The organism is Enterobacter cloacae complex sp. CDL013, from assembly GCF_049238805.1.
GTDB lineage: Bacteria > Pseudomonadota > Gammaproteobacteria > Enterobacterales > Enterobacteriaceae > Enterobacter > Enterobacter hormaechei_C.
This window is the reverse complement of sequence record NZ_JBMKGT010000008.1, coordinates 21,476-43,888: the sequence shown is the minus strand read 5'-3', so window position 1 is coordinate 43,888 and position 22,413 is coordinate 21,476. Positions and strand designations below refer to the sequence as shown.

20 protein-coding genes are annotated in these 22,413 nt (G+C 53.1%); 3 read left to right on the top strand and 17 right to left on the bottom strand.

The genetic code is table 11. The features are described 5' to 3' along the window. The first annotated feature begins 53 nt into the window (after positions 1-53). Both ACOTXD_RS17170 and ACOTXD_RS17165 read left to right on the top strand, forming a co-directional pair. A complete protein-coding gene (locus ACOTXD_RS17170; RefSeq protein ID WP_032608136.1) occupies positions 54-800 on the top strand; it encodes a 4'-phosphopantetheinyl transferase family protein in 747 nt (248 codons plus the stop codon). 36 nt (positions 801-836) lie between these two features. Then, positions 837-1,403: an NADPH-dependent FMN reductase gene (locus ACOTXD_RS17165; RefSeq protein WP_003861147.1), complete on the top strand. Its 567-nt coding sequence runs from the start codon at positions 837-839 to the stop codon at positions 1,401-1,403. Between the two features lie 86 nt (positions 1,404-1,489). Here ACOTXD_RS17165 and adeP read toward each other — a convergent pair whose 3' ends face one another. Next, positions 1,490-2,827 carry an adenine permease AdeP gene (gene adeP, locus ACOTXD_RS17160; RefSeq protein WP_003861149.1) on the bottom strand — a complete coding sequence of 446 codons (1,338 nt, stop codon included), beginning with the start codon at positions 2,825-2,827 and terminating at the stop codon, positions 1,490-1,492. 165 nt (positions 2,828-2,992) lie between these two features. Here adeP and yieH point away from each other — a divergent pair, with 165 nt between their 5' ends. Then, on the top strand, positions 2,993-3,658 hold the full coding sequence (gene yieH, locus ACOTXD_RS17155) for a 6-phosphogluconate phosphatase (protein ID WP_003861151.1): 666 nt from the start codon (positions 2,993-2,995) through the stop codon (positions 3,656-3,658). Between the two features lie 94 nt (positions 3,659-3,752). Here the strand turns inward: yieH and phoU are convergent, their stop codons facing one another. From phoU to atpH, 16 genes are all read right to left on the bottom strand, one after another. After that, entirely contained in the window at positions 3,753-4,478 is a 726-nt protein-coding gene (gene phoU, locus ACOTXD_RS17150; protein WP_003861153.1) for a phosphate signaling complex protein PhoU, read from the bottom strand. Positions 4,479-4,504: 26 nt separating this feature from the next. Continuing rightward, complete coding sequence (gene pstB / locus ACOTXD_RS17145; RefSeq protein ID WP_003861154.1) at positions 4,505-5,278, bottom strand: phosphate ABC transporter ATP-binding protein PstB; 774 nt, start codon at positions 5,276-5,278, stop codon at positions 4,505-4,507. A gap of 47 nt (positions 5,279-5,325) precedes the next feature. Beyond that, positions 5,326-6,216, bottom strand: coding sequence for a phosphate ABC transporter permease PstA (gene pstA, locus ACOTXD_RS17140; protein WP_003861156.1), 891 nt, complete (start codon positions 6,214-6,216; stop codon positions 5,326-5,328). After that, a complete protein-coding gene (gene pstC, locus ACOTXD_RS17135) occupies positions 6,216-7,175 on the bottom strand; it encodes a phosphate ABC transporter permease PstC (protein WP_003861158.1) in 960 nt (319 codons plus the stop codon). Before pstC ends, pstA begins: the two co-directional genes overlap by 1 nt. A 127-nt stretch (positions 7,176-7,302) precedes the next feature. Next, positions 7,303-8,343 (bottom strand): phosphate ABC transporter substrate-binding protein PstS, encoded by a 1,041-nt coding sequence (pstS, locus tag ACOTXD_RS17130; protein WP_022652104.1) that lies wholly within the window; start codon positions 8,341-8,343, stop codon positions 7,303-7,305. A 246-nt stretch (positions 8,344-8,589) separates the two neighbouring features. Further along, a complete protein-coding gene (locus ACOTXD_RS17125; protein ID WP_023315074.1) occupies positions 8,590-9,633 on the bottom strand; it encodes a fimbrial protein in 1,044 nt (347 codons plus the stop codon). Next, positions 9,630-12,161: a fimbria/pilus outer membrane usher protein gene (locus tag ACOTXD_RS17120; RefSeq protein WP_421766470.1), complete on the bottom strand. Its 2,532-nt coding sequence runs from the start codon at positions 12,159-12,161 to the stop codon at positions 9,630-9,632. The genes ACOTXD_RS17125 and ACOTXD_RS17120 overlap by 4 nt, the downstream gene beginning before the upstream one ends. 21 nt (positions 12,162-12,182) lie before the next feature. Then, positions 12,183-12,875 carry a fimbrial chaperone gene (locus ACOTXD_RS17115; protein ID WP_073970499.1) on the bottom strand — a complete coding sequence of 231 codons (693 nt, stop codon included), beginning with the start codon at positions 12,873-12,875 and terminating at the stop codon, positions 12,183-12,185. 81 nt (positions 12,876-12,956) lie between these two features. Then, positions 12,957-13,520 (bottom strand): chaperone-usher fimbrial major subunit, encoded by a 564-nt coding sequence (locus tag ACOTXD_RS17110; protein WP_061856902.1) that lies wholly within the window; start codon positions 13,518-13,520, stop codon positions 12,957-12,959. A gap of 447 nt (positions 13,521-13,967) precedes the next feature. Further along, positions 13,968-15,797 (bottom strand): glutamine--fructose-6-phosphate transaminase (isomerizing), encoded by a 1,830-nt coding sequence (gene glmS, locus ACOTXD_RS17105; RefSeq protein ID WP_023315070.1) that lies wholly within the window; start codon positions 15,795-15,797, stop codon positions 13,968-13,970. Between the two features lie 240 nt (positions 15,798-16,037). Then, a complete protein-coding gene (gene glmU / locus ACOTXD_RS17100; RefSeq protein ID WP_023315069.1) occupies positions 16,038-17,408 on the bottom strand; it encodes a bifunctional UDP-N-acetylglucosamine diphosphorylase/glucosamine-1-phosphate N-acetyltransferase GlmU in 1,371 nt (456 codons plus the stop codon). Between the two features lie 138 nt (positions 17,409-17,546). Continuing rightward, positions 17,547-17,966 carry a F0F1 ATP synthase subunit epsilon gene (locus tag ACOTXD_RS17095; protein ID WP_003862360.1) on the bottom strand — a complete coding sequence of 140 codons (420 nt, stop codon included), beginning with the start codon at positions 17,964-17,966 and terminating at the stop codon, positions 17,547-17,549. Positions 17,967-17,986: 20 nt separating this feature from the next. Beyond that, positions 17,987-19,369 (bottom strand): F0F1 ATP synthase subunit beta, encoded by a 1,383-nt coding sequence (atpD, locus tag ACOTXD_RS17090; RefSeq protein WP_003862362.1) that lies wholly within the window; start codon positions 19,367-19,369, stop codon positions 17,987-17,989. 31 nt (positions 19,370-19,400) lie between these two features. Further along, positions 19,401-20,264 carry a F0F1 ATP synthase subunit gamma gene (atpG, locus tag ACOTXD_RS17085; RefSeq protein ID WP_003862364.1) on the bottom strand — a complete coding sequence of 288 codons (864 nt, stop codon included), beginning with the start codon at positions 20,262-20,264 and terminating at the stop codon, positions 19,401-19,403. A gap of 51 nt (positions 20,265-20,315) precedes the next feature. Further along, positions 20,316-21,857 (bottom strand): F0F1 ATP synthase subunit alpha, encoded by a 1,542-nt coding sequence (gene atpA, locus ACOTXD_RS17080; protein ID WP_003862367.1) that lies wholly within the window; start codon positions 21,855-21,857, stop codon positions 20,316-20,318. Between the two features lie 12 nt (positions 21,858-21,869). Beyond that, positions 21,870-22,403 (bottom strand): F0F1 ATP synthase subunit delta, encoded by a 534-nt coding sequence (atpH, locus tag ACOTXD_RS17075; RefSeq protein WP_003862369.1) that lies wholly within the window; start codon positions 22,401-22,403, stop codon positions 21,870-21,872. Between the last annotated feature and the right edge of the window lie 10 nt (positions 22,404-22,413).

The following is a 22,413-nucleotide window of genomic DNA, read 5'->3' as shown; positions in this document are numbered from 1 at the left end:
GCGATAATCATGTAACCGTTTAACCGACTACGACCATTATCAAGGAGCGAAAAATGGCTACGCACTTTGCACGAGGAACATTAACGGAAGGGCATCTCGTATCGGCCAGACTTTCTTCAGCCTGTCACAGTGAGGCGCTCAAACTACCTGAACACCGCAGGACGCGGTTTTTAGCTTCCAGAGCGCTCCTCGCAGAACTGCTTTTTATGCTCTACGGCACTAGCGAACTACCGGACATAATCACCCAGCCAGAAGGTCGCCCGGTTTTTGCGGACCCGGCACTCCCCCATTTTTCCATTGCGTACACCGGCAACATTGTTGGCGTCGCGCTGACGACTGAAGGTGATTGTGGCCTGGATATGGAGCTGCAACGCGTCACGCGTAGCTTCCATGGTGCTAACGCGCTCGATGAATACCCGCTCTCCAGCAATGAAAAGCTGTGGATACGTAACCAGAACGACCCTGTTGAAGCCAGAGCGCAGCTCATCACCCTTCGCCAGAGCATCCGCAAACTGAACGGCGCGGCGTCAGACGACGCCAGCCTGTTGCAGCTGCTCCCCGGCTCCGGACGCCTGCGCGCGACAAAAGCCTCGCTGGTAGAGGCGCTCAGCGACGCTGAGGACGTACTGATCTGGTCCGTTGCGGTGAGCCCCGCCATCGAACGGCTGAAAATCTGGGAATTTGACAGTATTCGCGGTTGGCGTAGTCTTCCGGATGTCCCTGAACGCGCCAACGAGCCCGCCGCGCGCCTGATGCGATTAACCAGTTTACCGGCAGAAAAAGCATACACCCATAGCTGATCCGTCCAGGGTCATCATGATGAAACAGGAGTAATCATGTCTGATACGTTGAAAGTTGTTACGTTACTGGGAAGCCTGCGCAAAGGTTCTTTTAACGGGATGGTTGCCCGTACGCTGCCGCAGCTGGCGCCTGCGGGAATGGAGATCAGTGCCCTGCCGTCCATTGGCGACATCCCGCTTTATGATGCTGACGTTCAGCAGGAAGAAGGGTTCCCGCAAAGCGTGGAAGCGATAGCCGAGCAGATCCGTCAGGCTGACGGCGTGGTGATTGTGACGCCTGAGTATAACTACTCGGTGCCGGGTGGTCTGAAGAACGCCATTGACTGGCTGTCCCGTTTACCGGAGCAGCCGCTGTCTGGTAAACCTGTGCTGATCCAGACCAGCTCAATGGGCGCCATTGGCGGCGCGCGCTGCCAGTATCACCTGCGTCAGATCCTGGTGTTCCTGGATGCGATGGTGATGAACAAGCCGGAATTTATGGGCGGCGTGATTCAGAACAAGGTCGACCCGCAGACGGGTGAAGTGGTGGATCAGAGTACGCGTGACCATCTCTCTGGCCAGCTGACCGCGTTTGGGGATTATATTAAGCGGGTGAAGGCGTAAGCCTTCGCCCTAACCCTCTCCCACAGGGAGAGGGAACTTTGCCCGTAGGTCAGGTAAGCGAAGCGCCACCTGACACCACCAGCATCTTAGTGTGAATCAATAAACACAATCTTCAGCACAAACAGCAGCGCAACAATAATCACGCACGGGCTGAGTTCGCGGAAGCGGCCGGTACCGATCTTCATCACGCAGTAAGAGATAAAGCCCAGCGCGATACCTTCGGTGATCGAGAAGCTGAACGGCATCATCACCGCGGTAATAAACGCCGGAACGGCTTCCGTCAAATCTTCCCACTTCACGCGCGCCAGGCTTGAGGTCATCAGCACGCCGACGTAAATCAGCGCGCCAGCTGCCGCGTATGGTGGCACCATCCCCGCCAGCGGAGAGAGGAAGATCACTAGCAGGAACAGCAGACCCACAACTACCGCCGTCAGGCCAGTACGACCGCCCACGGACACACCGGAAGAGGATTCAATGTAAGCGGTAACAGACGAGGTGCCGATGAAAGAGCCAGCGACGGACGAGATGCTATCCACATACAGCGCCTGCTTCATGCGCGGGAATTTGCCTTTTTCATCCGCCAGACCCGCTTTGTCGGTCACGCCAATCAGCGTACCGGAGGAGTCAAACAGGTTGACCAGCATGAAGGAGAAAATCACCCCGGCCAGACCCAGGTTCAGCGAGCCCGCCAGATCAACGTGGCCAATCACGGTAGAGACGCTTGGTGGCGCAGAGACGATACCGTTGTAATGTACGTCACCCAGCATCCAGCCCAGCAGCGTGGTCACAATGATAGAGACCAGCACCGCAGCATGGATGTTGCGCGACGCCAGGATCGCGATGATAAAGAAGCCCAGCACGCCCAGCAGCACGCTGTGAGAGGTCAGGTTACCAATGCTCACCAGCGTTTCCGGGTTCGCCACGATAACGCCAGCGTTTTTCAGCCCCATCATGCCGATAAACAGACCGATACCGCTGGTGATACCCACGCGCAGGCTCACGGGAATGTTCGCAATCATCCAGTAGCGCACGCGGAAGATGGTCAGCAGCAGCAGGCCGACCGCGCCCCAGAAAATAGCGCCCATCCCGACCTGCCACGGCAGGCCCATCGCCTGAACCACCACGAACGCAAAGAACGCATTCAGACCCATTGCCGGGGCCAGCGCCACGGGCAGATTAGCGAAAACGCCCATCAGGATGCTGCCAAGCGCCGCGATCAGACAGGTGGTCACGAAGACGGCGCTGGTGTCCATGCCAGCCACGCCCAGAATTTGCGGGTTAACGAAAACGATATAGACCATCGTCAGGAAGGTAGTAAAACCGGCGATCACTTCGGTGCGTGCCGTTGTGCCGTGCTCGCGCAGTTTGAACACGCGCTCAAGCAGCCCCTGACCAGACGTCTGGGTAGTGTGTTGTTGACTCATCATCAATTTCCGAACAAGGAGGGAAAATTCGTCGCTATCCTATACCAAAATGCGACAATAGTGGCGGTTACGGGATACTTTTTTCATTGATTTTGCTTATACGGCAACGATTGCGTCCCGGTGAACTGCCGTACGAAAACGTTAAACTTGTTAAAAGGGAAAGGCATGTCCGGAATTGAAGCGGTATTTTTCGACTGTGACGGTACGCTGGTCGACAGTGAGGTCATTTGTTCCCGCGCGTATGTCGCCATGTTCCAGGAATTTGGTATTACGCTCGATCTCGAAGAGGTGTTTAAACGCTTTAAGGGCGTGAAGCTGTACGAGATCATCGACATCATTAACGAAGAGCACGGGGTGGATCTGGCGAAAGCGGATCTGGAACCGGTGTACCGCGCCGAGGTCGCACGCCTCTTCGACGCCGAGCTGGAAGTTATCGCTGGCGCTAACACGCTGCTGGATGCGATGACGGTGCCGATCTGCGTGGTCTCTAACGGCCCGGTCAGTAAAATGCAGCACTCGCTCGGCAAGCTGAACATGTTGCACCACTTCCCGGAAAAACTGTTCAGTGGCTACGATATCCAGCGCTGGAAGCCGGATCCGGCATTGATGTTCCACGCGGCGAAGGCGATGAACGTCAACGTGGAGAACTGCATCCTGGTGGATGACTCGTCTGCGGGCGCGCAGTCGGGGATTGATGCGGGGATGGAGGTGTTTTACTTCTGCGCCGATCCGCACAACAAGCCGATCGATCATCCAAAAGTGACGACCTTTACCGATCTGGCGCAACTGCCAGCGTTGTGGAAGGCGCGCGGGTGGGATATTACTCGCTGAGTTTTCCCCTCACCCCGGCCCTCTCCCACAGGGAGAGGGAAAAAACCGAATGGTCCCCTCTCCCTGTGGGAGAGGGTTAGGGTGAGGGTAAAAATCACTCTTTCGGATCTTTGCCCGCCAGCAGCTTGTCCAGCTCGTCGCCGCCCACATGTCGGAAATCCTGCCCCTTCACGAAGTAGAAGATGTATTCGCAAATGTTCTGGCAGCGGTCGCCAATACGCTCGATTGAGCGCGCACAGAACAGCGCGGTGAGTACGCTTGGAATGGTACGGGAATCTTCCATCATGTAGGTCATCAGCTGACGCACTATGCCTTCGTATTCCTGGTCAACTTTCTTGTCTTCACGGTAGATACGGACCGCTTCGTCCAGATCCATGCGCGCGAAAGCGTCCAGCACGTCGTGCAGCATCTGCACGGTGTGGCGACCGAGAGACTCCAGACTCACCAGCAGCGGCTGGTGCTGCTGGGAGAATTTCTCCAGCGCGGTGCGGCAGATTTTATCCGCCACGTCACCAATACGCTCCAGCTCGGCGATAGTTTTGATGATCGCCATCACCAGACGCAGGTCGCTCGCCGTCGGCTGACGCTTCGCAATGATGCGCACGCAGGCTTCGTCGATGGCGACTTCCATCATATTGACGTTGTGGTCGCCTTCAATAACGCGCTTCGCCAGCTCGCTGTCCTGGTTGTGCATCGCCGTGATCGCATCAGAAAGCTGCTGCTCGACCATGCCGCCCATGGTCATCACCTGGGTGCGAATGCTTTCCAGCTCTGCGTTAAACTGGCCGGAAATGTGTTTATTAAGATTGAGGTTGTCCATGGTTTCTCCACATGCACTAAGGCAAATCAACCGTAGCGGCCAGTAATATAATCTTCGGTTTGTTTCTTCGCCGGACGGGTGAACAGCGCATCCGTATCGCTGAACTCAATCAACTCGCCCAGGTACATAAACGCCGTGTGGTCAGAACAACGTGCAGCCTGCTGCATGTTGTGGGTCACGATCACCACGGTGTAATCCTGCTTCAGCTCGGTGATCAGCTCTTCGATACGCCCGGTTGAGATCGGGTCCAGGGCTGAGCACGGCTCATCCAGCAGCAAGACTTCCGGGCGAATGGCGATACCGCGCGCAATGCACAGACGCTGCTGCTGACCACCGGAGAGAGAGTACCCGCTCTGGTGAAGTTTATCTTTGGTTTCGTTCCATAATGCGGCCTTGGTCAATGCCCACTGCACGCGCTCGTCCATATCCGCACGGGAGAGCTTCTCAAACAGACGCACACCAAAGGCGATGTTGTCATAGATCGACATCGGGAACGGCGTGGGTTTCTGGAATACCATCCCCACTTTCGCACGCAGCAGGGCGATATCCTGGGTATTGGTCAGGATGTTGTCACCGTCCAGGAGAATTTCACCTTCTGCGCGCTGCTCCGGATAGAGCGAATACATTTTGTTAAAGGTGCGCAGCAGCGTGGATTTACCACAGCCGGACGGACCGATGAATGCCGTTACCTGGTTCTTCGCGATATCCAGATTGATATTCTTCAGGGCATGGAATTTGCCGTAGTAGAAGTTCAAATCACGAACCTGAATCTTACCCGGGGCAGTATCAACCATACTCATTGACTCATTTCCTCATTCGGCGCCGCGAGCTGCCGCGCCGTAAAAATTTAACCGTGTTTCTTCTTCGCGAAAATGACGCGCGCCAGAATGTTCAGCAACAGTACGCAAAGGGTGATGATCAGCACCCCGGCCCAGGCCAGCTGCTGCCATTCCGCGAATGGGCTCATCGCAAATTTAAAGATCGTCACCGGCAGGTTGGCGATCGGCTGCATCATGTCCGTGCTCCAGAACTGGTTGGAGAGGGCGGTAAACAGCAGCGGTGCGGTTTCACCGGCGATACGGGCGATAGCCAGCAGGATACCGGTCATGATCCCCGAGACGGATGCTTTCAGGGTGATCGCCGAAATCATTTTCCATTTCGGCGTGCCCAGCGCGTAAGCCGCTTCACGCAGGCTGTCCGGCACCAGTTTCAGCATGTTTTCAGTAGTACGAATAACGATAGGCACCTGCAACAGCGCCAGCGCAATCACACCCGCCCAGCCGGAGAAGTGTTCCATTTGCGCCACCACGATGGTGTAAACAAACAGACCCACGACAATCGACGGGGCAGAAAGCAGAATGTCGTTAATAAAGCGGATGACTTCAGCGATCCAGGACTTGCGCCCATACTCCGCCAGATAGATACCCGCCATAATGCCCAACGGTGTACCGAAAACGGTCGCCCACAGGATCAGCAGGCCGCTACCCGCCAGGGCGTTTGCCAGACCACCGCCCGCCGTGTTCGGCGGCGGCGTCATTTCCGTGAACAGCGCCAGGGACATTCCATCGATGCCGCGGGTGATGGTTGACATCAGGATCCAGATCAGCCAGAACAGGCCAAACGCCATCGTCGCCATGGAAAGCGTCAGCGCAATGCGGTTTTTAATCCGGCGCTTTGACTGCATTTTGCGACGGGATTCCGCAAGCTGAGCGGTATTTTGCATATCGAGAGTCGCCATTAGCGTGCCCCCTCGTTTTTAGCCAGACGCATAATCATCAGCTTGGAGATAGCCAGCACAATAAAGGTGATAACAAACAGGATCAGGCCCAGTTCCATCAGCGCCGCGACGTGCAGCCCGGATTCCGCTTCGGCAAATTCGTTCGCCAGCGCAGAAGTAATACTGTTCCCCGGCATATAGAGCGAAGCGCTATCGAGCTGGTAGGTGTTGCCGATGATAAAGGTGACCGCCATGGTTTCACCGAGCGCGCGACCTAAGCCCAGCATAATGCCGCCAATCACTCCATTTTTGGTGAACGGAAGGACGATGCGCCAGATAACCTCCCAGGTGGTGCAGCCGATGCCGTAGGCGGACTCTTTCATCATCACCGGGGTTTGTTCGAAGACATCGCGCATGACCGCCGCAATGTACGGAATAATCATGATGGCGAGGATCACACCCGCCGCCAGAATGCCGATACCGAATGCCGGGCCGGAGAACAGCGCCCCCACAAACGGAACGGCAGAAAGCACGTTACCGACCGGCTCCTGGAAGTACGTTGCAAACAGCGGAGCAAAAATAAACAGGCCCCACATGCCGTAAACGATACTTGGGATGGCCGCCAGCAGTTCAATGGCGATACCCAGCGGACGCCGCAGCCAGCCTGGCGCCAGTTCCGTCAGGAACAAGGCAATACCGAAGCTCACCGGAACCGCAATTAGCAGGGCGATAAAAGAGGTCACCAGCGTGCCGTAAATCGGCACCAGCGCACCGTAAATATCGTTCGGCGCATCCCACTCTTTGGTCCACAGGAAGGCGAAACCAAATTTTTGAATGCTCGGCCAGGAGGAGAAAATCAGGGACACGATAATGCCGCCCAGCAGCAATAGCACAATCAGCGCAGCCAGTTTCACCAGCGCGCTGAAAATCATGTCACCTTTTTTACCCGGAGGGTTAAATGCAGGCTTGGTTGCAGCCATAAATTACTCTTCTTTATGAGACGTCTTACGAATATGCCCGGTGGCGCTGACGCTTACCGGGCCTACAGAGTAAACCGTAGGGCGGGATCGCTGCGCGCCACCCGCCATCTTCGTTAAAAATATCCTGTTAGTACAGCGCTTTACCGCTGCTGTCTTTCACGTTGGTTTTCCATGCAGCACGAATCTGCTCAACCACGCTGTCTGGCAGGCTGGCGTAATCCAGGTCATTAGCCTGTTTGCCGCCGTTTTTGTATGCCCAGTCGAAGAACTTCAGCACTTCTGCGCCCTGCTCTGGTTTCTTCTGCTCTTTGTGAACCAGAATGAAGGTGGTAGAGGTGATTGGCCACGCGTCTTCACCTTTCTGGTTAGTCAGGTCCTGAGCGAAGGATTTGCTCCAGTCAGCGCCTTTGGCGGCGTTGGCGAAGTTCTCTTCGGTCGGGCTAACCGGTTTGCCGTCGGCAGAAACCAGTTTGGTGTAGGCCAGATTGTTCTGCTTAGCGTAGGCGTACTCTACGTAGCCGATAGAGCCAGGCAGACGCTGTACGAAGGCTGCGATACCGTCGTTGCCTTTACCGCCCAGACCGGTTGGCCAGTTAACGGTAGAGCCGGAACCGACTTTAGATTTCCACTCTTCGTTCACTTTCGCCAGGTAGCTGGTGAACACGAAAGAGGTGCCAGAGCCGTCAGCACGACGAACCACCGCGATATTCTGCGAAGGCAGCTTAACGCCCGGGTTCAGCTTAGTGATGGCTTCGTCATCCCATTTTTTGATTTTGCCCAGGTAGATGTCACCCAGGGTTTTGCCGTCCAGCACCAGCTCGCCTGATTTCAGGCCAGGGATGTTAACAGCCAGCACAACGCCGCCAATCACGGTCGGGAACTGGAACAGGCCTTCCTGATTCAGTTTCTCATCAGACAGCGGAGCGTCGGATGCGCCGAAATCAACGGTATTCGCGGTAATTTGTTTTACGCCACCGGAGGAGCCGATACCCTGATAGTTGACCTTGTTACCGGTCTCTTTCTGGTAGGTATCCGCCCATTTGGCATACACCGGCGCAGGGAAGGTTGCACCAGCGCCAGTCAGGCTTGCTGCTGCGAAGGCAGAGAAAGCGCTCATCGATAAGGTCGCGGCGACAACAGTTGCGACAGTGGTACGCATAACTTTCATAATGTCTCCTGCAAGGATTTCGTAAATCATTGTTTAAGTGGCTACGATGAGCAAAATAGGACAAACAGGTGACAGATAAATGTACGAAATATGACAGTTTTATGACAATCAAGGCGTTGGATATAAGCCATTGAAAATGATAATTATATATTCAACCCCCTGCCATAAAATTGTCACAATAAGCATGTTTAGTCTGGTTCAAAAAGCGCAATATGACAACGGCTGTCATAAACAGCCGTTGACGAATCAGTTTTTAATTTCCATCGTAATGGTGGCAGTCGCGGTAAACGTTCCTGGCTCAGGCCTGGCTCCCGTCGCGCTCGCCGGCGCAGCAGAAAAATTAAACTCACCCGTCTCCACACCCAGTCGAGAACGGGTTCCCATGTCCGTTTCCATGCGTCCGCCGTTAACATCCACTTCTTGATTAAACTCGTCGTAGACCTTAATACCCACATCCTGGTTTGTTGTCTCAATCATGGTTGAAAACGCGCCTGCCTGGGTGGCATGGAGTGAAACTTCAACATCTTGCCCTGAGCTCATCCCAGTGCATCTTACCGACGCCTTGATGGGTATTTTCTTATCGGAAAGGCCAGTGCCCGCTACAGATGAAAATGAAGACGCAGAGATTTTACCAAAATCCACTTCAATGATTTGACCGCCGTTAACTTCACACTCCTGCGGCGCGGTAATATCCCCTTGAATAAAAACATCAGCCAGTTTATTGCCATAGTCGGTGGCTAATACACTAGAAGTATTAGCATACAGCGAAGCGAGTAACGTCAACGGAATAGTAACGGTGCCGATAAACGGTTCTTTGACATAAAAATAAATGGTTGCGTCGGAACCGCTTGTAAAGGTGGTCGTATTAAGGGAATTAACGCAGTTGTAATAACCACTGGGGTTGTTAGGCCGGTCCTCAAAGGGAACGTTGATATAACCGCGCCCCATGATCATGATCGACAATCCAACATCTAAATACTCATCTAATACATAGTATTGCACTTTATTTCGGCTGACGCTTTTCTGCAAGGCGGGGTTATCTTTGGCTGTAAAGTAAACATAGTTATAATCGCGATTACAGTGGCATACCCCTTCATACTGACCACCGTTATCTACTTGTTTGCTAATTGTCTGGCCAGCTTTATTCTGTGAGGCGCTGAGCGTAGTGCCGGAAAACGAAAGTATGCTGTGGTGTGTACCGCCTTTAGCTTCGCAATATGTATCCGCAGACCATGCGTGCTGGCACACTGCGCAGATGCACAGCACGATGATTAATTTAACGATATTCAATTTGATACTCCGTTATTAGCGCATGTTACCGGCAGTTGTAACAGCCCATTGTCCTTTGGCGCTTCGAGATGATACTCAACCTGGCAGATGGATTGACCAGTAATATTAAAACGGCCAACTAAGGACATTCCTGAAAGATAAAGCTCGCCGTTATCCCCCACAATCCCGGTTACCGTTCCCGTATCCAGATCGGCCGTCGCCATTGCGCCAAACGGCGCAGGTTTGCCGTTAGCCATAATGACGCTGAATAAAACGCGATAGCCGATGCGAGTTTTAAACGCTGCTTTCACTACCGCGCCGCGGGTAGGTACAAGATTAACAACGGTATTATCCAGTTCGACGTTAGCACGTGAAAAATAGTTGCTGTTAATCGCTATACGGTTTTCTTCGTAAGGATTAAGCTGCGTTTTGACGGTGTATCCACGCCAGTCCGTCGCTACCCCGGTCGTGTTTTCAACCGACAGGCCGCCCGCTCCTGGCGCTTCCACTAGCGCCACCGTTTCACCCAACTCCTGGGAAAAGGTCACGCCGTCGCGGTGAATCAGAATACCGCCACGCGCCCCGTAGTTTATACGCTGCGAATCCTGGCTATAGGCGTAGCTGCCATTTACCGATCCGTAGGTGCCGTCGTAGTTCAGGCTGGCATTGCTGCTATGGGTATTATTCGATGTATTCGTCCAGGACTCCTGCACGCTATACGCCAGATTGTGGCCTTCCAACAGAGTGCCGCCGATCCCGGCCTGCATGCTACTGTCGTTATGATTATTCTGGGTCATGGAGTAGTTAACGTAACTCCCTTCCAACCAGCCAGAGAGCGGCAAAGAAACCGTGAACATAAAAATATGTTCGCTATCGGTGTAGTCGTCGCTGTGGCTGCCGCTGGAATAGCGGTTGATCGAGTCGGTATAATTCCATGTCAGGTTCCATGATATCTGCCGCCAGTTATTGCTGTAACCAAGCTGAAGCAGACGCTCGACCTCATCGGTGTGCCAGTACTGCTGACGGCTCAGCGTCAGGTAGAAATTTCCCCGATCGGGCCCCAACGATTGGGTCCAGGTACCTTCCAGGCGACTACGCCGGTTTCCCATGTTCCAGAAATCAGAAACATCATTCTGGCGAGATGCCCACTCGGTTAGTGAATAAAAGCCTTCTGTAGAGTACCGGTATCCTACGAGACGAAAATTGGTATCTGTATCATCAAATCGTTTGGAATAGAGGAAACGGTATGATTGCCCTTTTTCCTCGTCGCCATTGTCAAAAGACGAGCGAGCCTGGGTTATATCTAGCGACATCGCACCCAGCGCACCCATATCCTTCCCCATCCCTATAGCTGCGGAGGCATAATCTTGCGCAACCTGCGTTCCACCGTAGAGCGTTAATCCCCACGGCATCCCGTGTAATACCTGCGCCTGTAACACATCGGGTGTAAAGCCGCTCTCAGCGCGCATTTCACCGACGCTGACATCAACGTCGGCCTGTCCTTCGCGTTTCAGTATTGCCAGAGAAGCGTAAGGCTGTGTAAAACGCTGCTCGCTGCCGTCTTCCTCTTTGATTGTTACGTCCAGATCGCCGCCACCGCTGGTGGTATTCAGATCGGTGATTTCAAACGCGCCCTGCGGTACCGCCGACTGATAGATCACATAGTTATTCTGGCGGATCGTCACGGTCGCGTTGCTTTTTGCGATACCGCGCACTATCGGCGCAAAGCCATTCTGACTGGACGGTAGCATGTCGTCATCGGTATAGAGTCTGACGCCGCGGATCTGCGTACTGTCAAAGATGTCGCTTGCGGTCCAGGTATCGCCAACCATGATCTGGCTGCGTAGCGCGGCGATATCTCGCTGCACATAGCTGCTGATGGAGTGGTACTCAGCGCTGCCTGCTGTCGAATTCACTGTGCTGTAGTTGCGAAGCCGCCAGGACCCGAGATTAAGACCATTGCGCAAATTCAGGTAGTAGCTGTCATCCTCCTCAGAATCATAATTTGATCGAAGAGTATGCGAACCGGAAAAGTCATAGTTGGTCATCAAGGCGTTAATGCCTTCATCCCATCGCGAGGGACTAATATAATCATACGCCGCTGAATCAAGATAAATTTGTGGAATGGAGATGTTCAACACCAGCTTGTTGCCGTCGAATAGCCAGCGTGATCCCTCCACCAACGGAGCGGGGTTGACGCAGGCGGTGCTATCCACTCCACGCAGCGTTTTCAACGCCTCAACCTTTACGCCGTAAGATATAAGGACATCATTGATAGCGACGTAGCAAGGATGGAGTTCGTCCTCGGGAGCATCCTGCACAAACGTCACTTCCTTACGTTCAAAAAATTTGCCGTTAATGAATACATCAACTTTATAGCTGCCAGGGGGAAGCGCGTTGGAACGGTTAAATTGACGAATATCGACATCGACCGGATGATCGATTTCCAGAAGTTTCGGGTTAAACAGGCTGTCCTGTGCTAATGACTGAACAGGAATGCTCAGACATAACCCCGATATCATGGCAATGCAGTGACGTAAGCCAATCATTAAGACATCCCTATCAGAATATTAAAGCACCTGTTTTACTGGGTTGCTGACGGCGCCGTAATCATTAATAAAACGCCAAACAAGCGTATGGCCTGCACTTCCTGGTGGTAATGTCAGCGAGAGTTTTTCAAAGGGTTTGATCATATTGACTGGTATGTCTTTACCATCAACTGATACATCCATGATATTGATATGGATAGGATTATTATTCTGAACAATAAGTTGCCGACCTTGTTTTGACCATGCGACGTTCGCTACCGCCTTCTCAGGGATTAACGTAATAGCCGCCGGTCGCCAGAACAGTTTGATACGTGTCTTAATCGCAATTTCCAGCGAGCTGGTCTCTTTTTTACTGCTGGATGGCGGAATATTTTTTATGTTCAGCCAAAAAACGGATTCGCGATCGGTGGGCAACGTCCCGGCCATTTTAAGTACGCGTAAGACCTTTTCCTGCATTGGCTCAAGCCTGGAAACGGGTGGTATGACGGTAAAAGGCGGTTTATGTTTATCTTCTTTGTCAAAGGGGTCGACCCAGGTTTGTATCAGGTACGGCAGATCGCTCTCTTTGTTGTAAATCGATATGGTGGCATCAGGACTATCAGCCAAAAAAATGACGCGCGTGCCGCCGACAATGATGCCTGCACAGGCTATTGACGAGCTGAGACACAATGTCGCAGCCATGAATGTTTTAAATAAACGTGTAAAAGCAACCATACAGCCTCTCATTAGTTGACGCCCTTAAAATGTTTATTATTAGCAACGCGAATAAGGGCGTCTTTTAACTAATAAATGTAATTATTTCACATATTCAACGGTGAACTGAGAGTCAGCGTTAGCTGTACCTGGCGTTACGGTCGTAGAGGTTGCAATATAACGTGCAATGAATTTTAAATCGGCCTTAGCATCCACAATATCAGTTGTGGCAGAATCTTTGTATAACTCAACCTGAGAGTTGTCTGCGCGGTTATAGATACGAATCGCTACGCCCGTTGCAGTGACCGCGTCGCCTGTACCCGTAAAGTCGCCTGGCGTGCCTGTTTTTGCCGGGTTACCTATCGCCAGATCGCCATTGCCAGCTTCAGTACCGTCAAATCGAACCGATGCCTTGGTATAGGTTGGCGGGCATTTCTCCAGGCTGATAGTGAATTGCGTTGGTGCGGAGGTGCTGCCTACACCGTTGAATGCCGTTTTACTGACTTTACCTAAATCAACGTTTTGTTCTTTCGTAACGGTGGTAATTTCACAAGCGCTATCAATGATCTCACCACGGAAATGTACAGTACCGTCAGATGCCAGAGCAGCACCAGATAATATGGATGAAGACAAGATTATTGCGCTGGCGATAGCATTTAGTTTCATGACAACCCCTATTAATTTTATATCGATGACATTTATTTATTAACCAAATAAAATGATTAAATTTGAAGCGGCGTAATATTACGATCCTAAAAACGCCTCTGACAAATAAGTTTTCCAGCTTGTAATATTTTATTTTAAGAAGGATGAATGAAATGTATCAGATTCAATCATGTTATAAATATCAGCCACAAACAATAAATGCGATATCTACTGGCAGGAGGATTATTTTAGGAATATATTAATATCTTAATAATAAACAATTATTATTTGATCATTTTTGCAACAGCACAAGTCCAAAAAACGGAGAGCGAGAAAAATGTAACCACATGTTTTACATGAAACATTTTACGCCATAGGGTACACAAGAAAGTAAAAATGAGGCGTGTAAAGAAGTAGCAACAAATAAAAAGGCTGCCACGCAAATGGCAGCCTTTTTACAGGAAGTGATTACTCTACGGTAACCGATTTAGCCAGGTTACGTGGCTGGTCTACGTCGGTGCCTTTGATCAGCGCGACGTGATAAGCCAGCAGTTGCAGCGGTACGGTGTAGAAGATCGGCGCAATCACCTCTTCCACATGCGGCATCTCGATGATGTGCATGTTGTCGCTGCTGGCGAAACCGGCATCTTTATCCGCAAAGACGTACAGAACACCACCACGGGCGCGCACTTCTTCGATGTTAGATTTCAGTTTTTCCAGCAGTTCGTTGTTAGGTGCCACCACGATAACTGGCATATCCGCATCGATCAGCGCCAGCGGGCCATGCTTCAGCTCGCCTGCCGCATAGGCTTCAGCGTGAATATAAGAGATCTCTTTGAGCTTCAGTGCGCCTTCCAGCGCAATCGGATACTGATCGCCACGCCCCAGGAACAGGGAGTGATGTTTGTCAGAGAAATCTTCAGCCAGCGCCTCAATGCGTTTGTCCTGAGACAGCATCTGCTCAATACGGCTCGGCAGCGCCTGAAGGCCATGCACGATGTCGTGTTCAACGGAAGCATCCTGGCCTTTCAGACGCGCCAGTTTCGCCACCAGCATCAGCAGAACGGTCAGCTGAGTAGTAAACGCTTTGGTGGAAGCCACGCCGATTTCGGTACCCGCTTTGGTCATCAGCGCCAGATCGGATTCACGTACCAGCGAAGAGCCCGGCACGTTACAAATGGCCAGCGAGCCGAGGTAACCCAGTTCTTTAGACAGACGCAGCGCCGCCAGGGTATCGGCCGTTTCGCCAGACTGAGAAAGGGTGATCATCAGGCTGTTACGACGCACCGCAGATTTGCGATAGCGGAACTCAGAGGCGATTTCCACATCACACGGCACACCCGCCAGGGATTCAAACCAGTAGCGCGAGACCATACCGGAGTTGTAAGAGGTACCGCAGGCCACGATCTGAATGTGCTCGACTTTGCTCAGCAGTTCGTTGGCATTGGCGCCCAGCTCGCTCAGATCCACTTCACCATGGCTGATGCGACCAGTCAGGGTGTTTTTAATGGCGTTTGGCTGTTCGTAGATCTCTTTCTGCATGTAGTGACGGTAAGCACCTTTGTCGCCCGCGTCGTATTGCAGGTTTGATTCGATCTCCTGACGCTTAACCTGCTCGCCTTTTGTGTCGAATACGGTCACGCTGCGACGTGTCACCTCGGCAATGTCTCCCTCTTCCAGGAAGATAAAGCGACGGGTAACCGGCAGCAGCGCCAGCTGGTCGGAAGCGATAAAGTTTTCACCCATGCCCAGACCAATCACCATCGGACTACCGGAACGCGCGGCCAGCAGCGTGGACGGGTCGCGGGAATCCATGATCACCGTACCGTAAGCACCACGTAGCTGAGGGATAGCGCGCAGCACCGCATCACGCAGTGTACCGCCCTTTGCCAGCTCCCAGTGCACCAGGTGAGCAATCACTTCGGTGTCGGTTTCAGAGACGAAGGTATAGCCGCGCGCTTTCAGTTCTTCACGCAGCGGTTCGTGGTTTTCGATAATGCCGTTATGCACGACCACGATGTGTTCAGACACATGCGGGTGTGCGTTGCCTTCAGATGGCTCACCGTGGGTCGCCCAGCGGGTATGCGCAATACCGGTGCCACCGTGCAGCGGATGTTCTTCCGCAGCCTGGGCCAGCATCTGCACTTTACCGAGACGGCGCAGACGGGTCATATGACCTTCTGCATCAACGACAGCCAGCCCGGCTGAGTCGTAACCACGGTATTCCAGACGACGTAAACCTTCGAGAAGGATTTCAGCAATATCACGCTGCGCAACTGCGCCAACAATTCCACACATAGTTATATTTCCTGATTATGGCGTTATGCCATGCGTTGTCGCTGACCTGTATTTGCCCTTTCCGGGCGCCCCGAGCCTTGTAGAGAGTGGGGTTATTTTTATGGGTACTGCTTGTGGGGGGAGGATTATGTTATCCCCTCACCCCGGCCCTCTCCCCAAAGGGGCGAGGGAGAAAAACACCGCACCGAACAATCCCCTCTCCCCTGTGGGGAGAGGGTTAGGGTGAGGGGTATAAATCCGTTACTTCTGCTTCACCGGGCGTTTCCAGCCCTGCTTGCTGACCTGCGGAACGCGGCTTAACACCAGCTCGTTCTCGGCCACATCGCGCGTAACGGTTGTCCCGGCGGCAATGGTCACGCCTTTGCCCACGGTAACAGGCGCCACCAGCTGGGTATCGGAGCCTACAAACACGTCATCACCAATGATGGTTTTAAACTTATTGGCGCCGTCATAGTTACAGGTAATCGTCCCTGCACCAATGTTTACGTTGTCGCCAATTTCCGCATCGCCCAGATAGGTCAGATGACCCGCTTTAGAGCCCTTACCCAGACGCGCTTTTTTCATTTCCACGAAGTTACCTACGTGAGCACCTTCCAGCAGCTCAGCGCCTGGGCGCAGACGCGCAAATGGGCCAATCGTACAGGCCGCCTCAAGATGGGCATCTTCCACCACGCTGTACGGGCTGATTTCGCAGTCGTCACCGATCGCGCTGTTTTTAATCACACAGCCGGTGCCGATTTTGACGCGGTTGCCCAGCGTGACGTTACCTTCCAGGATAACGTTAGTATCTATTTCAACGTCGCGCCCGTGGGTCAGCGTGCCACGCAGATCGAAACGCGCCGGATCGCGCAGCATAACGCCCGCGAGCAACAGCTTTTCTGCCTGCTCGGACTGGTAAATACGCTCAAGACGGGAAAGCTGGAGACGGTTGTTTACCCCGTCCGTTTCGCTGATACGCGCCGGATGAACGGCAGCAATCTCACGCCCTTCCTGGTAAGCCATCGCAATGATGTCGGTGATGTAGTATTCACCCTGCGCGTTGTTATTGTTGAGTCTGGACAGCCAGCGCTTCATATCCGCACCGTTCGCAATCAGGATGCCGGTGTTGATCTCCTGAATCTGGCGCTGTTCGTCAGTGGCATCTTTATGCTCAACAATCCCCGTCACGTTGCCGTTTTCACGCGTAATGCGGCCATAGCCGGTTGGATCGTCCAGCACGACGGTCAACAAACCGATGCCACCCTGCGGTTTGGCTTCACGCAGGCGGGTGAGGGTTTCAACGGAGATCAGCGGGACGTCGCCGTAGAGCATCAGGATATCTTCATCATCAGCGAAGAAGGGTGCAGCCTGCTGCATTGCATGACCCGTACCCAGCTGTTCTGCCTGAAGCACCCAGTTGAGATTGTCGTCACGCAGCGTTTTTTTCAGCAGATCGCCGCCATGTCCATAAACCAGATGCACCTGGCTGGCGCCTAATTCATTCGCTGCATCAATAACATGCTGAACCATTGGCTTTCCTGCCAGCGTGTGGAGCACTTTAGGCAGATCGGAATACATGCGGGTACCTTTGCCTGCGGCAAGGATCACCACGCTCATCGCACTGTTTAACATACGCATCCTGACGGTAGTTTGTGTGAGAAGTAAAAACGTTTGATGCTTAAAATTCTACATCTTTTTCATCATGAATTAAGGCCGAAAAAAAAAGCCAGCCTGGGATCCAGACTGGCTTTTGTGCTTTTCAAGCCGGTGTTACATCGCTTTTTTGGTCAACTCGATAACGCGCAGTTTCGCGATCGCTTTGGCCAGCTCCGCAGACGCCTGAGCGTAATCCACGTCACCATGAGAGCTGTTAATGTGCTCTTCAGCCTTACGCTTCGATTCCAGGGCTCGCGCTTCGTCGAGATCCTGGCCACGAATAGCGGTATCGGCCAGAACGGTCACACTGCCTGGCTGCACTTCAAGAATGCCGCCGGACAGATAGATAAACTCTTCATGACCGAACTGTTTAACGATGCGGATCATACCAGGCTTAATGGCGGTGAGCAGCGGTGCGTGACCCGGGAAAATACCCAGTTCACCTTCACTACCCGTTACCTGGATTTTCTCGACCAGACCAGAGAACATTTGTTGCTCTGCGCTGACGACGTCCAGGTGGTAAGTCATTGCCATATCACCCTCCGATTAAGGCGTTAAAGTTTTTTGGCTTTTTCCACGGCTTCTTCGATGGAACCAACCATGTAGAACGCCTGCTCTGGCAGGTGATCGTATTCGCCTTCCATGATGCCTTTAAAGCCACGGATGGTGTCTTTCAGGGAAACGTATTTACCTGGAGAACCGGTGAATACTTCCGCAACGAAGAACGGCTGGGACAGGAAGCGCTGGATCTTACGCGCACGTGCTACCACCAGTTTGTCTTCTTCAGACAGTTCATCCATACCCAGGATGGCGATGATGTCTTTCAGTTCCTGATAACGTTGCAGCAGGGACTGTACGCCACGCGCGGTGTCGTAGTGCTCCTGGCCAACAACCAGTGGATCCAGCTGACGGCTGGTGGAGTCCAGCGGGTCAACGGCCGGGTAGATACCCAGAGACGCGATCTGACGGCTCAGTACCACGGTTGCATCTAAGTGAGCAAAGGTGGTGGCTGGAGATGGGTCAGTCAAGTCATCCGCAGGTACGTATACCGCCTGAACGGAGGTGATAGAACCAGTTTTGGTAGAGGTGATACGTTCCTGAAGAACACCCATCTCTTCCGCAAGCGTAGGCTGATAACCTACCGCTGAAGGCATACGACCCAGCAGTGCAGATACTTCAGTACCGGCCAGGGTGTAACGGTAGATGTTATCAACGAACAGCAGAACGTCACGGCCTTCGTCACGGAACTTCTCAGCCATCGTCAGGCCAGTCAGCGCAACGCGCAGACGGTTTCCTGGTGGCTCGTTCATCTGGCCGTAAACCAGGGATACTTTATCCAGAACGTTGGAGTCGGTCATTTCGTGGTAGAAGTCGTTACCCTCACGAGTACGTTCACCTACGCCCGCAAACACGGAGTAACCGGAGTGCTCGATCGCGATGTTACGGATCAGCTCCATCATGTTTACGGTTTTACCTACACCCGCACCACCGAACAGACCGACTTTACCGCCCTTCGCGAACGGACACATCAGGTCGATAACTTTGATGCCGGTTTCCAGCAGTTCCTGAGAGCTGGACAGCTCTTCGTAGGAAGGTGCCGCGCGGTGGATAGCCCAACGCTCTTCTTCACCGATGTCGCCTTTCATGTCGATTGGTTGACCCAATACGTTCATGATACGACCCAGTGTTGCTTTACCTACCGGGACTTCGATCGGGTGCTCAAGGTCTTTTACTTCCAGACCACGACGCAGACCGTCGGAAGAACCCATGGCGATGGTACGCACGATACCGCCGCCGAGCTGCTGCTGAACTTCCAGCACCAGGCTCTCGTTACCATTCTGTACCTCAAGCGCGTCGTACACGCGTGGTACGGCGTCCTGAGGGAACTCGACGTCCACCACGGCGCCGATTACCTGGACAATCTTTCCAGTAGCCATCTTGAATCCTCTACGTAATTCGTAAACCTGGTTAAACCGCGGCGGCCCCCGAGACGATCTCGGTGAGTTCCTGAGTAATGCTGGCCTGACGAGCTTTGTTGTAAACCAACTGCAGCTCTTTAATCAGGCTGCCGCCATTATCGGTCGCGGCTTTCATCGCCACCATTCGTGCGGCCTGCTCGCTGGCCAGGTTTTCTACAACGCCCTGATAAACCTGAGATTCAACGTAACGACGCAGCAGGGTATCCAGCAGCGGTTTCGGATCGGGTTCATACAGGTAATCCCAGGCTTTCTGTTTCAGCTCGTCATCTTCTGATGCCGGTAACGGCAGCATCTGAGTGAGCGTAGGCACCTGAGACATGGTGTTAATAAATTTGTTGCTGACAACGTACAGTCTGTCCAGACGGCCTTCATCGTAGGCCTGCAACATCACTTTAACCGGGCCGATCAGTTCGGACAGGGACGGGTTATCACCCATACCGGTCACCTGAGCGACAATGTTGCCACCAACGGAGTTAAAGAAAGAGACGCCTTTAGAGCCAATCAGTGCCAGATCGCACTGAACGCCTTTATCGGACCAGCCTTTCATATCCGCCAGCAGTTTTTTGAACAGGTTAATGTTCAAGCCGCCACACAGACCACGGTCAGTCGACACCACCAGGTAGCCCACGCGCTTAACGTCGCGTTCTTCCAGGTAAGGGTGCTTATATTCCAGATTACCGTTTGCAAGGTGACCAATCACTTTGCGCATGGTCTCTGCATAAGGACGGCTGGCCGCCATGCGATCCTGCGATTTACGCATTTTGGAAGCGGCGACCATCTCCATCGCTTTAGTGATCTTTTGCGTGTTCTGGACGCTTGCGATCTTACTACGTATCTCTTTTGCGCCGGCCATGAGCTTCTCCTCAATGCCAGACGGCTTGTCCTGAGACAAGCCGCCGGACGATTACCAGGATTGGGTTGCTTTGAAGGAATCGAGGATAGCTTTCAGCTTGCCTTCGATTTCGTCGTTATAGCCACCGGTCTGGTTGATCTCTTGCATCAGCGGAGCGTGATCACGGTCGACGTAAGCCAGCAGAGCGGCTTCGAAGCTACCGATTTTCGCCAGTTCCACATCTTCGAGGTAACCGCGTTCAGCCGCGAACAGTACCAGGCCCTGCTGAGCAACAGACATTGGCGCGTACTGTTTCTGCTTCAGCAGCTCGGTCACTTTCTGACCGTGGCTCAGCTGTTTACGGGTTGCTTCGTCCAGATCGGATGCGAACTGAGAGAACGCAGCCAGTTCACGATACTGTGCCAGCGCGGTACGGATACCACCGGACAGTTTCTTGATGATCTTGGTCTGAGCAGCACCACCCACACGGGATACGGAGATACCCGGGTTAACCGCCGGACGAATACCGGAGTTAAACAGGTTGGTTTCCAGGAAGATCTGACCATCGGTAATGGAGATTACGTTGGTCGGAACGAACGCAGAAACGTCACCCGCCTGGGTTTCAATGATCGGCAGGGCGGTCAGAGAACCTGTTTTACCCTTCACTTCACCTTTGGTGAAGTTCTCGACGTATTCCGCGTTAACGCGGGAAGCACGCTCCAGCAGACGAGAGTGGAGGTAGAATACGTCGCCCGGGAATGCTTCACGTCCTGGTGGACGACGGAGCAGCAGGGAAACCTGACGATAAGCAACAGCCTGTTTAGACAGGTCATCGTATACGATCAGCGCATCTTCACCGCGGTCACGGAAGTATTCGCCCATTGCGCAACCGGCGTATGGTGCCAGGTATTGCAGTGCAGCAGATTCAGACGCGGTTGCTACCACAACGATGGTGTTAGACAGTGCGCCGTGCTCTTCCAGTTTACGAACCACGTTGGAAATGGTGGACGCTTTCTGGCCGATAGCCACGTACACACATTTGATGCCGGAATCACGCTGGTTGATGATGGCGTCGATTGCCATCGCGGTTTTACCGGTCTGACGGTCACCGATGATCAGTTCACGCTGACCACGACCGATTGGGATCATGGCATCAACGGACTTATAACCCGTCTGTACTGGCTGATCAACAGACTGACGGTCGATAACGCCTGGTGCGATAACTTCGATTGGGGAGAAGCCATCGTGCTCAACCGGACCTTTACCGTCGATTGGCGCACCCAGGGTGTTAACAACGCGACCCAGCAGGCCACGGCCAACCGGCACTTCAAGAATACGGCCAGTACACTTAACCTTCATGCCTTCGGCGAGGTCAGCGTATGGACCCATCACAACGGCACCTACGGAGTCGCGCTCCAGGTTCAGTGCGATAGCGTAACGGTTACCCGGCAGGGAAATCATCTCACCCTGCATACAATCGGCCAGGCCGTGGATGCGGATAACACCGTCACTTACAGAAACAATAGTACCTTCGTTGTGAGCTTCACTCACAACATTGAACTGAGCAATGCGCTGCTTGATCAGTTCGCTGATTTCGGTGGAATTCAGTTGCATGCTCCAGTCCCCTTAAGACTGCAAGACGTCTGCAAGGCGCTCAAGACGGCCGCGTACGCTGCCATCAATGACCATATCACCCGAGCGGATGATTACGCCTGCCATTACAGACTTATCGATTTTGCAATTCAGCTTAACTTTGCGTGACAGACGTTTTTCCATCGCGGCGGTGATTTTCGCAAGCTGTTCGTCACTCAGTTCAGTCGCGGAAGTTACTTCAACTTCAGCGGTAGCTTCACTAAGGGCACGTAAGTGCTCAAACTGCTCGAGAACATCCGGGAGCACACGGAGACGACCATTTTCCGCCATCACCTTAATCAGGTTCTGGCCGTTGGCATCCAGTTGCTCTCCGCACACGGCGATAAACGACGCGGCGAGGGTTTCAGGCGCTAACGCACCAGAAAGCAACTCGGCCATTTGTTCGTTTTTCGTCACCTCAGCGGCAAACGCCAGCATATTCTGCCAGCGATCGACATTTTGGTGTTCGACAGCAAAGTCAAAAGCTGCTTTGGCGTAGGGGCGAGCTACCGTAACAAATTCAGACATCAGCCCCTCC